The organism is Mycoplana ramosa (genome assembly GCF_041930185.1).
Taxonomy (GTDB): Bacteria; Pseudomonadota; Alphaproteobacteria; order Rhizobiales; family Rhizobiaceae; genus Mycoplana; species Mycoplana ramosa.
Window position 1 is genome coordinate 331619 of sequence record NZ_JBHEEW010000002.1, and the last position, 11819, is coordinate 343437.

Genomic DNA, 11819 nt, shown 5'->3' on the forward strand with positions numbered 1-11819 from the left:
AGGCTCTCGGCAAACGGGTAGAAGGAGATATCCCCCGAAATGAAAAAGAACGTTCTCATCATCGGCGCCGGTGGCGTGGCACAGGTCGTGGCGCACAAGTGCGCCCAGAACAACGATGTATTGGGAGACCTTCATATTGCCTCGCGCACGAAGTCGAAGTGCGACGCGATCATCGCATCGGTGCATGAGAAGAACGCGATGAAGCAGCCGGGCGTGCTCGAAGCCCACGCGCTCGACGCCCTCGACATCGAGGCGACCAAGGCGCTGATCCAGAAGACCGGCGTGCAGATCGTGATCAACGTCGGCACCGCCTTCCTCAACATGTCGGTGCTGCGCGCCTGCATGGACACCGGCGTCGCCTATATCGACACGGCGATCCACGAGGAGCCGGGCAAGATCTGCGAGACGCCACCGTGGTACGGGAACTACGAGTGGAAGCGCGCCGGCGAGTGCAAGGAAAAGGGCATCACCGCCATTCTCGGCGCCGGCTTCGACCCGGGTGTCGTCAACGCCTATGCGCGGCTGGCCAAGGACGAGTACCTCGACAAGGTCACCGAGATCGATATCGTCGACATCAATGCCGGCAGCCACGGCAAGTACTTCGCCACCAACTTTGACCCGGAAATCAACTTCCGCGAGTTCACCGGCGTCGTCTACTCCTGGCAGAACGGCCAGTGGCAGACCAACCAGATGTTCGAGATCGGCAAGGAATACGACCTGCCGGTGGTCGGCAAGCGCAAGGCCTATCTCTGCGGCCATGACGAGGTGCATTCGCTGGCCAAGAACATGGACGGCGCCGACGTGCGCTTCTGGATGGGCTTCGGCGACCACTACATCAACGTCTTCACCGTTCTGAAGAACATCGGCCTGCTCTCCGAACAGCCGGTCAAGACGGCGGAAGGCCAGGAAGTCGTGCCGCTCAAGGTCGTCAAGTCCTGCCTGCCGGACCCGGCTTCGCTCGCCCCGAACTACGAGGGCAAGACCTGCATCGGCGACTACGTCAAGGGCATCAAGGACGGCAAGGAACGGACGGTGTTCATCTACAACGTCGCCGACCACAAGGAAGCCTACAACGAGGTCGGCTCGCAGGGCATCTCGTACACCGCGGGCGTGCCGGCTGTCGCCGCGGCCATGCTGGTCGCTCGGGGCGAATGGGACGTCAAGCAGATGGCCAACGTCGAAGAACTGCCGCCGAAGCCGTTCCTCGAAGTCCTTGGCAAGATCGGGCTTTCCACCTGGATCCAGGAAAACGGCGAGGAGCGCCCGCTGTTCACCTGATCAGGCCGCTGATGGCCTTTGAAACGATGGACCTGCGGTCATTCCGCAGGTCCACTTGGGATCTTCGAGATCCACAGCCCTGGCGCTACCCGCCGCCTGCGTTTAAAACGTTTTAAACTTGCTCAAACATCAGTTCTGAGCAATAAGGTGGCTCTCTTTTCCGTCGACCTCCACGGGATCCATTCGAAGCGAGAGGCTCCCGGCATCGAACGGTTGACGGTTTCGTCCGACATTGAATTCGCGAGGAGGATACAGCGTGGGCACGAACGGACAGTTGAACCTTGCCTGGCGCAAGCGCGCCTATCACCGCGAATGGCTCTGGGCCCAGGCGAACGGCCTCTTCGATTTCTTCGAGAACAGCACGTTCAATCCGAATGGCGGTTTTTTTGAACTGGACGCCGATGGCCGGCCGCTGAACCCGGGCAACCCGACCCGCGGCATCCATTCGACCACGCGAATGGTCCATTGCTTCGCGATCGGCAGCCTGCTCGGCCGCCCGGGCTCCGACGACATCGTCGACCATGGCATGCGGTATCTCTGGGAGAAGCATCGCGACCATGCGCGGGGTGGGTACTACTGGTCGCTCGACAACTCCGGCCCACTGGATACCAGCAAGCAGGGATACGGCCATGCGTTCGTGCTGCTGGCGGCGTCCAGCGCCAAGGTCGCCGGCCACCCGGACGCCGATCGCCTGCTCGCCGATGTCACCGACGTCCTGAACACCCGTTTCTGGGAGGACGAGCACGGCGCCATCGCCGAGGAATTTACTGCCGACTGGTCGCCGGTCCCAGGTTATCGCGGCCAGAACTCGAACATGCACCTGACCGAAGCGCTGATGGCGGCTTTCGAGGCGACCGGGGAGACGGATTATCTGCATAAGGCCGAGCGGATCGCCGATCTGATCATCCGTCGCCGGGCCGGCGAGAACGGTTTTCGCGTGCCGGAGCACTTCGACGGGAACTGGGTGCTCGACAAGGATTACCAGGGCAACGAGATGTTTCGCCCTTCCGGCACCACGCCCGGCCATTGGCTCGAATGGGCGCGGCTGCTGCTGCAGCTCTGGTCGCTTGGCGGACGCAGGCACGACTGGATGCCGGAGGCGGCCAGGGCGCTGTTCTCGCAGTCCATCGCACTTGGTTGGGACGACGACAAGGGCGGTTTCTTCTACACGCTCGACTGGAGCGACGAACCAGCCAAGCGCAGCAAGCTCTGGTGGCCGATGGCCGAGGGCGTGGGCGCGGCGGCGTTCCTGTGCGAGCACCTGCCGAGCGCCTTTCACGAGACCTGGTACCGGAAGATCTGGGACGGCATTTCCCGGCATTTCATCGACCGCACCCGCGGCGGGTGGCACGAGGAACTGAGCGAGGATCTCACGCCGAGCTACACGCTCTTTTCCGGCAAGGGCGACATCTATCACGCCCTTCAGGCCTGCCTGATCCCGCTTTTTCCGGCGACAGGCAGCCTGACCAAAGGCATCACCGAGGCGGAAGGCCGTTAGTTGCCGTCTTATCTTTCAGCGTGCGCAAGCGCGAACTGATCGAATGCGCCACCGGCTGATTCCTCCGGCAGCCGGGGCGGCCGCTTGGACGCCTAGACGTGGACGATCCCTCTCCCCGATGCGAAAAACTGCCCCTGTTGCAGGCGGCAGCATTCTGCTAGCTGTGGCATCCCCTCCCCAGGCCTGATCCCAGTCATCCGGCTACCGTTTGCATAGTTCGAGCAGGAATCCATTGACCCAATCCCAGACCTTGCCAACAACGGCGGCCGCCAACCAGGTGGCCCTGGTTGCAATCATTGCCGGCAGCATCGCCATTGGTGGCTCACCGATTTTCGTGCGGCTTTCCGAAGTCGGTCCGTTGGCGACGGCTTTCTGGCGGGTTCTGCTGGCGCTGATCCCGTTGACCATCTTTTCACTGCTCAATCGGGGCAAGGTCGGCGACGCGCCGCCGCGGACACTTGGCGACTGCTTGCTTCTGACACTGCCCGGGCTGTTCCTTGCAGTTGACCTCGCCGCCTGGCACATAGCGGTCAACATGACCTCCGTCGCGAATGCCACGCTTCTGAGCAACGTCGCGCCGGTCTTCGTGACCATCTTCGGGCGGCTGCTGTTCGGCTTTGCGATCACCCGCACATTTGTTGCCGGACTTGCGATGGCGGCGATCGGCATCGTGGTCCTTAAGGGGGGGCCGGCGGCACTGGGTGGCGACCTTCATGGCGACGCCATCGCTGTCCTGGCGGCAATGTTCTACGCCGGCTATATCCTTGCCATCAACAGACTGCGCACCCGCTACGACACGCTGCGCATCATGCAATGGGGGTCGGCCTCGGCGGCCTGCTTCCTGCTGCCGGTCACGCTGTTCTTCGAGCCATTCCTGATGCCCGCCACCGTCAACGGCTGGGCCACCGTCTTCGGCCTTGCGTTTGTGTGCCATGCGGGCGGACAGGCGCTGATCACCTATGCCCTCGCCTACCTGCCGGCTGCCTTCTCTTCGCTCACGCTGCTGCTACAGCCGGTCGTGGCAGCGCTGCTCGCCTGGGGTCTTCTTGGGGAATCGCTCGGCGGCATGCAGGCGATCGGCGGCCTGATCGTGCTGGCAGGGATCCTGATCGCCCGCCGCGGATAGTCGCCGCGAGGAACCGCTTGCGGTGGCCGAAAGAGGGTGTGCCGCACGGTTTCCCTTCGCGTATCGACTCGTCCGACGGGCTATCCTAAGCTAGTTCCTTGCCGGAGGTTTCTGCCCAGAACCGCGTCCATTCGCGTCCGTTCAAGGCGCGCTCGATATTTCGATCACGAAGGAAATGCCGTTGCCGACTTCCATTGCCTGGTTTTTCTTCGCGTTCCGATCGATGCTCGTCGCCACCGCAACGGCCGGCCTGGCCGGCGGCACGATCGCCTGGCTCTATGGCAGCGAAATGTGGGCCGACCGGATTTGGTTTACTGCCACCGTCCCGGTCCTGATTGCACTCGGCATCGAGATCGTCACGTCCTTGCGAAAGGGCGAAGTCGGCCTCGATCTCGTCGCCGCGCTCTCGATGACGGCGGCGCTCGCCTTCGGCGAACCGCTCGCCGCAAACGTGGTGGCGCTGATGTATTCCGGCGGCCAGCTACTGGAAAGCTATGCGGAAGGACGGGCACGGCGCGAGATGACGGCGCTCCTGGGGCGGGTCGCACACACGGCGATACGCTATTCCGGCGACGCGCTGGAGGAAATCCCTCTTTCGGAGATCCGGGCCGGCGACCGAATTCTCGTTCGCCACGGCGAAGTCGTGCCGGTCGACGGCACGCTTGCGTCGGAGGCGGCGGCCCTCGACCAATCCAGCCTCACCGGCGAGAGCGCCACGGTCGACAAGGCGAGCGGGGAGGAAATCCTCAGCGGCTCCACCAACCTCGGCAATGCCTTCGACCTCCTCGCCACCCGCCCGGCCGCCGAAAGCACCTACGCCAACATCGTGCGTCTGGTGCAGCAGGCGCAGGCGAGCAAGGCCCCGAGCGTACGCATCGCCGATCGCTACGCGGTGTGGTTTCTTGTTCTGACGCTCCTGATCGCAGGCGTCGCCTGGTGGCTCTCCGGCGACCGCATTCGGGCGCTCGCAGTACTTGTTGTCGCCACGCCCTGCCCGCTGATCCTGGCGCTGCCGGTGGCGATCATTTCCGGCATGTCCCGCTCGGCCAAGCTCGGCGTCCTGATCAAGAGCGGGGGCGCTCTCGAGGCCCTTGCCAAAGTTCGCACCGCCGTCCTCGACAAGACCGGCACGCTCACCTACGGACAGGCCCGCGTCATCGACCTGAAGACGACAGCCGGCTGGGATGGACGGGAAATCCTGCGTCTGGCGGCATCGCTCGACCAGGCATCAAGCCACGTCATTGCCGAAGCCCTGGTCGGGGAGGCCCGCCGACGCGGCCTGCTGCTCGCCCCACCGTCCGATGTCAGCGAAGCGGCGGGCACGGGCGTCACCGGCGTCGTGGAAGGACGCCGGGTGACGATCGGCGGCAGCCGCTACGTCCGCGACAACAGCAAGGGTGATCCCTATGCGTTGCGTGCCGGCGTCCCCGACGACGCCGCGGTCGTGGCCGTCGCGGTGGACGGAGAGCTTGCCGGCATCATTGCGCTGGCTGATCGGATCCGGCCGGACGCGGCGGCGATGCTGGAAGCGCTCCATGGCGTCGGCGTTCGCCGCGTCGTGCTTGCTTCCGGCGATCGGACGGATGTCGTTGCGGCAGTCGCGATGAAATTGGGGATCGACGAGGCGCACGGCGAACTGGCACCCGCGCAGAAGGTCGAGATCGTCCGCCGGGAATCGTCCAAGGCGCCGACGATGATGGTCGGCGACGGCGTCAACGATGCGCCGGCATTGGCGACGGCAACCGTCGGCATCGCCATGGGTGCGCGCGGCGCAGCCGCGTCTTCGGAAAGCGCCGACGTGGTGCTGCTCGTCGACCGGCTCGACCACCTCATCAAGGCGATCCACGCCGCGCACCGAACGAAGAAGATCGCCTTGCAGAGCGTGCTGATCGGCCTTGGTCTGTCGGTCGTGGCGATGCTGGTCGCGGCCGCGGGCTATCTGCCGCCAGTCGCCGGTGCCTTCACGCAGGAGCTGATCGATATAGCGGTGATCCTGAATGCCCTACGCGCCTTGCGCTAGCCAGCACGATGCTTCGCCAGACTTCATGCAGCCATCAATATTGTTGACTGGATCGTTGCTGCCGAATGTGCGAGAGGCGGCAATCCATCTTCGTGGCCGGTAGACGCCTTGCGCAGGCGCAGTGCCCAAGCGCGTGAAAGCCACACAATGACAGACGCGACTGCTTCTCCCGCATCCCAATCCAGTGCCACGCGCGCTGGCGTCATCGCAATGCTGCTGGGCATGCTGTTGTTCTCGCTGAACGACGTGCTCGGCAAATGGCTCGTCACCACCTACTCGGCGCCGCAGCTCATGTTGATCCGCAGCATCGCGGCGGTTGCTGTGCTGTTGCCGTTCTTCTGGCGCTCGGGCTGGCACAGCCTGATCCGGGTGGAGCGGCCGCGCCTGCAGGCGTTGCGCTCGCTGCTGTTTGCCTTCGAGGCGACGGCCTTCTACTTCGCCGTCGGCTACATGCCGCTCGCCGACGCGATGACCTACTGGCTGGCCGCGCCGATCTATGTCGCCGCGCTCTCGCCGCTGATGCTCGGCGAGAAGGTAGGCTGGCGGCGCTGGACGGCGATCCTGATCGGCTTTGCCGGCGTCGTCGTCGCGCTCGAGCCCTCCTCCGAGAGCCTCACGCTGCCCGCCCTGATCGCACTTGCCGGCAGTGTCGCATTCTCCTTCGCCATGATCTTCGGTCGAACCTTGCGGGCTACGCCAGATACGACGCTGGTCTTCTGGCAGGTGGCCGGTGCGGCTGTTTTCTCGCTTGTGGGCATAGTCTTCGACCCGGCCGGCTGGACACCGGTACGCCCGGTCGATTTTGGCCTGCTCAGTCTGCTCGGCATCGCGGCGATGGGCGCACACATGCTGGTGAACCGCTCGCTGAAGCTGGCGGATGCATCGACGGTCGTGCCGCTGCAATACACGCTTCTGATCTGGGCCGTCCTGTTCGGCTGGATCTTCTTCGGCGACCTGCCGCGCACGGCGATGATTATCGGCGCCGGATTTATCGTGGCCTCCGGCCTGTTCATCTTCTTCCGCGAACAGACGTTGAAGCGGCACGGACGGCGCTCGGAATAGCGGCGCCGTCCCACCAGCCAACGTGACGTCTACTTGAAGCGTCCCTGCCGCTGCAGCACCTCGATCTTGTAGCCGTCCGGGTCGGTGATGAAGAAGAAGCGGGCAATCATTGCACCATCGCGATTGAACTCGACGATCTTGTTGGGGCTGAGGCCCAACGAAGAAAGGCGCGCGTGCTCCGCATCGAGGTCGGAGACCGAGACGGCGAGATGACCGTAACCGTCGCCGAGCGCGTAGGGTTCCATCCGGCCCTTGTTGATCGTGAGTTCGAGTTCGAACTCGCTTTCGGCATTGCTGAGATAGACGAGTGTGAAGGTTTCGAAATCGAGCCTTTCGGCCACGTCGAGGCCGAAAGCGCGACGATAGAACTCGATGGATCGTGCCTCGTCCAGGACGCGGATCATGGAGTGGATGGATTTTGCCAATTCGGGCCCCTTCTGCTTGTTGCGTTCGGCGAAAACCATTTGCCGGAGAAATGGTCGCAATCAACGACAGCCCGTTACCACAAACAACGGCCATAAAGCCATTGACGCCGGAAAAGACCGACCTTTTCCAGCGCTGCCTGCATGAGACGAGACGCTCACCTTTAAGCGCACCGTAATGCCGGCGCCACGAGGCGGATGTCCTCAGGCGGAGGGGCGGTCCACGTCTTCGGCGGCCTTCGGCACGCCGGGTGTCCCGGTCCAAATGCCGGTTGGCTTGACGAAGCCGATGATCTCCGCCGCCAGCAGCGTGTCGACGAATTCGGTGAACTCGATCAGCCGCCCGTCGCGAAAGGTCAGCTTGTCGATCATCTCGGTGTCGTAGAACGTGTCTTGCGGGATGAAGCGAACCGGCCCGGTACGGTGGACCACCGCCGTGTCGCCATCGACGTGCATGCTGTCGATCTCCATGTCGGACAGGTCCCAGTTCGCGATCAAATCGGCGAAGCGGGCACGGATCTCGGATGCACCCTCGACCACATGTGTCAGCGGACCCAGGCGCAAGTTTCCGGCAATCCGGAAACTTGCATCGGGGTCGACAAGGCTCATCACTGCGTCAAGATCGTGATCGTTCCGGGCCCTGTAGAACGCCCGGACAGTTCTGTCGAGTTCGCTGCGATCCATCATGGATGCCTCCCTCCGTTTGAACCGAGGGAGTGTGCGCCCGATGGCCGTCACTGGCAATTCAGGCCGCCGCATCATTTTGGATGGCTCTGCCGAGTATGGTGCGCAGGTGGACTGACAGGCCCCAATCCCCTGCCCACCGATCACCCCTGGTGCAGGTTCCGGCGGGACAAGTTGCGCACATCGCGTTCTCCGCAGAGCGCCATGGTGATGTCGAGTTCCTTGCGGATGATTTCGAGCGCCTTCGTGACACCCGCCTTGCCGCCGGCGCCGAGGCCATAGAGGAAGGGACGGCCGATATAGGTGCCCTTCGCGCCGTAGCAGAGCGCTTTCAGCACGTCCTGGCCGGAGCGAATGCCGCCATCGAGGTGCACTTCGATCTGCCCGCCGACAGCATCGACGATGCGCGGCAGCATGCTGATCGAGGACGGTGCGCCGTCGAGCTGGCGGCCGCCATGGTTCGAGACGATGATGGCATCCGCGCCGGTCGAGACCGCCATGCGCGCATCTTCTTCGTCAAGGATGCCTTTCAGGATCAGCTTGCCGCCCCAGCGCTCCTTGATCCAGGCGACGTCCTTCCAGGAGAGCTGCGGATCGAACTGCTCGCTTGTCCAGGCGTTGAGTGTGGAGAGATCGGTCACGCTCTTGGCGTGGCCGACGATGTTGCGGAAGGTCCGGCGCTGCGTGCCCAGCATCTGCATGCACCAGAGCGGTCGCGTGGCCATCTGCCAGACATGCTTCGGCGTGAACTTCGGCGGCGCGGAGAGCCCGTTGCGAACGTCCTTGTGACGCTGGCCGAGAATCTGCAGATCGAGGGTGAGGACCAGCGCCGAGCACTTGGCTGCCTTGGCGCGGTCGATCAGGTTGAGCACGAAATCGCGGTCCTGCATCACGTAGAGCTGGAACCAGAACGGTTTCGTGGTGACGGAAGCGACGTCCTCGATCGAGCAGATGCTCATGGTGGAGAGCGTGAAGGGAACGCCGAACTCCTCGGCCGCCTGCGCCGCCAGCATCTCGCCGTCGGCGTGCTGCATGCCGGTCAGCCCCGTCGGCGACAGCGCCACCGGCATCGACACCTTCTCGCCGATCATTTCACTCGCGAGCGAACGGTTCGACATGTCGACCAGCACCCGCTGGCGCAGCTTGACCTTGTGGAAATCCTCCTCGTTCGCCCGGTAGGTGCCTTCGGTATAGGCGCCGGAGTCGGCGTAGTCGAAGAACATCTTGGGCACACGGCGTTTCGCGCGCGCCTTCAGATCGGCGATCGTCAGGATTTCACTCACGGCAGTCTCCCCGGGCAGGACAAGACGGCACGCCGGACGGCATGCCGCGAAACGGAAAGCGGTGTCCGTGTTTTAGGGGCGAAACGTATATTCGGCAATCGATTCCGGTTTCATCTCGATCGAAAATCCCGGTCTGGTCGGCGGCATGTAGGCCGCCTTTCGAATGACGCAGGGATCGACGAAATGCTCGTGCAGATGGTCGACATATTCGATTACCCTGCCCTCCTTCGTGCCGGAGACGGCGATGTAATCGATCATCGACAGGTGCTGGACATATTCGCAAAGCCCGACGCCGCCGGCATGCGGCCAGACCGGCAGTCCGTATTTCGCCGCGACCAGCAGCACCGCCAGCACCTCGTTCAACCCGCCCATGCGGCAAGAGTCGATCTGGACGATGTCGATCGCTCCCTCCGCGATGAATTGCTTGAACATGATGCGGTTCTGGCACATCTCGCCCGTCGCGACCTTCACCGGACCCACGCCGGCGCGGATCTTGCGATGGCCGGCGATGTCGTCCGGGCTCGTCGGCTCCTCGATGAAGAAGGGCCTTGCGAAGGCGAGCTTCTTCACCCAGTCGATCGCCTGGTCCACCTCCCAGACCTGGTTTGCGTCGATCATCAGGACACGCTCCGGGCCGATCACCTCGCGGGCAATCTTGAGCCGGCGGATATCGTCGTCGAGGTCGCGGCCGACCTTCATCTTCACATGGTTGAAGCCGGCATCCACGGCCGCCTGGCAGAGGCGCCGCAGCTTTTCCTCCGGATACCCCAGCCAACCGGCGGAGGTGGTGTAGCAGGCGTAGCCTTCGCGCTTCAGCGTATCGATCCGCCCGGCCTTTCCAGCCTCGGCCTTTTTCAGTATCTCAACGGCCTCGTCGCGGGTCAGCACGTCGGTGAGGTAGCGGAAATCGACAATGTCGGCGATCTCTTCCGGCGAGAGTTCCGACACGAGTTGCCAGACGGGCTTGCCGGATTGCCTGGCCAGCAGATCCCACACCGCATTGACAACCGCGCCGGTGGCCAGGTGCATCGCCCCCTTGTCCGGTCCGATCCAGCGCAACTGGCTGTCGCCGGTGAGATGTCGCCAGTATCGGCCGGGTGCCCTGCGGACGTCGTCGAGGTCGGTGCCGAGGACCAGATGCTCCATCGCCCTGATCGCCATGCAGCAGATGTCGTTGCCGCGGCCGATGGTGAAGGTCAGTCCGTGGCCGGCAAGGCCATCCTCGTCGGTGTCGAGGATGACATAGGCCGCCGAATAGTCCGGGTCGGGGTTCATCGCGTCCGATCCGTCCAGACTCTGCGACGTCGGAAAACGCAGGTCGTACACGCGCATGCCAGTGATTCGGGGCATTCTGTCCTCCCATCGTCGAGCGAGCGGCTGCGGAGCAAGCCAAGCGCCGGCCTTGACGCTTGCGACACAAATGTCCTTTATACATAAAAAACAATCGGACTCAACGGAAGAACGAGCAACGCCTTGAACGTCAACGCTGTTTGCGCACAACATATCCGAGCGCGGCAACGCGGAGGAAACGCGCCATGTTCATCGACACGCACCTGCACCTGATAGACCAGTCGAGGCTTGCCTATCCCTGGCTTTCGGGCGCCGGCGACCTGAACCGCGATTTCACCTATGCCGAATACGCGCGGGAAGCGAGGCGGCTCGGCATCGAAGCGGCGCTGCATATGGAGGTTGATGTTGCGACCTCCGACATCGAGGCCGAGACCGAGATGGTGCGAGACCTCGCCGAAGCGAGCGGCAACACGATCCGGGGCGTGATCGCCGCCTGCCGGCCGGAAGAGGTCGGCTTTCCTGACTATCTGGAGAAATGCGAGGCCGACAGTTTCGTGAAAGGGCTTCGCCGCGTGCTGCATGTGGTTGCGGACGACATCTCGGAGCGGGCCCTCTTTCGCGACAACCTGAAGCGGTTGGCAGGCAGCCGGCTGACCTTCGACATCTGCATGCTGGCGCGCCAGCAGCCGCTCGCGCTGGCGCTGATCGACAGCGCGCCGGCCGTCCGTTTCGTGCTCGACCATTGCGGCGTGCCGGACATCGTCTCCGGTCACTTCGACGGCTGGAAGCGCGGGATCAGCGAGATTGCAAAGCGGCCGAACGTGACGGCCAAGGTCTCCGGCATTGTCGCTTATGCGGACCCGCAGACCTGGACCGTCGACGCCATCCGACCCTATGCCGAGCACATCGTCGCCGCCTTCGGCTGGGATCGGGTCGTCTGGGGCAGCGACTGGCCGGTCTGCACGCGCGGCGGCGGCCTTTCGACCTGGGTCGGCGCGACGCAGGCGATTTTCGGTTCCTGCACGCCCGAGGAGCGGGAAAAGCTCTATCGGGCGAATGCCGAACGCATCTGGAATTTATGAGACGTCGTCTGTGTGCACCGGCAATTGCACATGCCGCCTCTTCCGCCGCGCTCGGGCGGACCGATCAGGAAATG

10 protein-coding genes are annotated in these 11819 nt (G+C 63.7%); 6 read left to right on the forward strand and 4 right to left on the reverse strand.

What is annotated here, in order from left to right:
* Positions 1-39 precede the first annotated feature (39 nt).
* From JNC62_RS04065 to JNC62_RS04085, 5 genes are all read left to right on the forward strand, one after another.
* Entirely contained in the window at positions 40-1278 is a 1239-nt protein-coding gene (locus JNC62_RS04065) for a saccharopine dehydrogenase family protein (RefSeq protein ID WP_374836198.1), read from the forward strand.
* Between the two features lie 256 nt (positions 1279-1534).
* Positions 1535-2776 (forward strand): AGE family epimerase/isomerase, encoded by a 1242-nt coding sequence (locus tag JNC62_RS04070; RefSeq protein WP_374836200.1) that lies wholly within the window; start codon positions 1535-1537, stop codon positions 2774-2776.
* A 232-nt stretch (positions 2777-3008) separates the two neighbouring features.
* Complete coding sequence (locus tag JNC62_RS04075; protein ID WP_374836202.1) at positions 3009-3902, forward strand: DMT family transporter; 894 nt, start codon at positions 3009-3011, stop codon at positions 3900-3902.
* Positions 3903-4077: 175 nt separating this feature from the next.
* Positions 4078-5922, forward strand: a complete 1845-nt coding sequence (locus tag JNC62_RS04080) for a heavy metal translocating P-type ATPase (RefSeq protein ID WP_374836204.1) — start codon at positions 4078-4080, stop codon at positions 5920-5922.
* Between the two features lie 147 nt (positions 5923-6069).
* Positions 6070-6984, forward strand: a complete 915-nt coding sequence (locus JNC62_RS04085) for a DMT family transporter (RefSeq protein ID WP_374836206.1) — start codon at positions 6070-6072, stop codon at positions 6982-6984.
* A 29-nt stretch (positions 6985-7013) separates the two neighbouring features.
* On the opposite strand, the gene JNC62_RS04090 is transcribed toward JNC62_RS04085, so the two are convergent.
* From JNC62_RS04090 to JNC62_RS04105, 4 genes are all read right to left on the reverse strand, one after another.
* The gene (locus JNC62_RS04090; RefSeq protein WP_374836208.1) at positions 7014-7409 is read right to left on the reverse strand and encodes a VOC family protein; all 396 of its coding nucleotides are present in this window, start codon (positions 7407-7409) and stop codon (positions 7014-7016) included.
* 201 nt (positions 7410-7610) lie between these two features.
* Complete coding sequence (locus tag JNC62_RS04095) at positions 7611-8093, reverse strand: nuclear transport factor 2 family protein (RefSeq protein ID WP_374836210.1); 483 nt, start codon at positions 8091-8093, stop codon at positions 7611-7613.
* Positions 8094-8233: 140 nt separating this feature from the next.
* Complete coding sequence (locus tag JNC62_RS04100; protein WP_374836212.1) at positions 8234-9373, reverse strand: alpha-hydroxy acid oxidase; 1140 nt, start codon at positions 9371-9373, stop codon at positions 8234-8236.
* A gap of 72 nt (positions 9374-9445) precedes the next feature.
* Positions 9446-10723 carry an L-fuconate dehydratase gene (locus JNC62_RS04105; protein ID WP_374836214.1) on the reverse strand — a complete coding sequence of 426 codons (1278 nt, stop codon included), beginning with the start codon at positions 10721-10723 and terminating at the stop codon, positions 9446-9448.
* A 185-nt stretch (positions 10724-10908) separates the two neighbouring features.
* On the opposite strand from JNC62_RS04105, the gene JNC62_RS04110 reads away from it, so the two are divergent.
* The gene (locus tag JNC62_RS04110) at positions 10909-11745 is read left to right on the forward strand and encodes an amidohydrolase family protein (RefSeq protein WP_374836215.1); all 837 of its coding nucleotides are present in this window, start codon (positions 10909-10911) and stop codon (positions 11743-11745) included.
* Positions 11746-11819 lie beyond the last annotated feature (74 nt).

Excerpts from the sequence above, each read along its gene's own strand:
- JNC62_RS04065 (WP_374836198.1), top strand. The coding sequence starts at position 40 with ATGAAAAAGAACGTTCTCATCATCGGCGCCGGTGGCGTGGCACAGGTC.
- JNC62_RS04080 (WP_374836204.1), top strand. The coding sequence starts at position 4,078 with ATGCCGTTGCCGACTTCCATTGCCTGGTTTTTCTTCGCGTTCCGATCG.
- JNC62_RS04085 (WP_374836206.1), top strand. The coding sequence starts at position 6,070 with ATGACAGACGCGACTGCTTCTCCCGCATCCCAATCCAGTGCCACGCGC.
- JNC62_RS04095 (WP_374836210.1), bottom strand. The coding sequence starts at position 8,093 with ATGATGGATCGCAGCGAACTCGACAGAACTGTCCGGGCGTTCTACAGG.
- JNC62_RS04105 (WP_374836214.1), bottom strand. The coding sequence starts at position 10,723 with ATGCCCCGAATCACTGGCATGCGCGTGTACGACCTGCGTTTTCCGACG.
- JNC62_RS04110 (WP_374836215.1), top strand. The coding sequence starts at position 10,909 with ATGTTCATCGACACGCACCTGCACCTGATAGACCAGTCGAGGCTTGCC.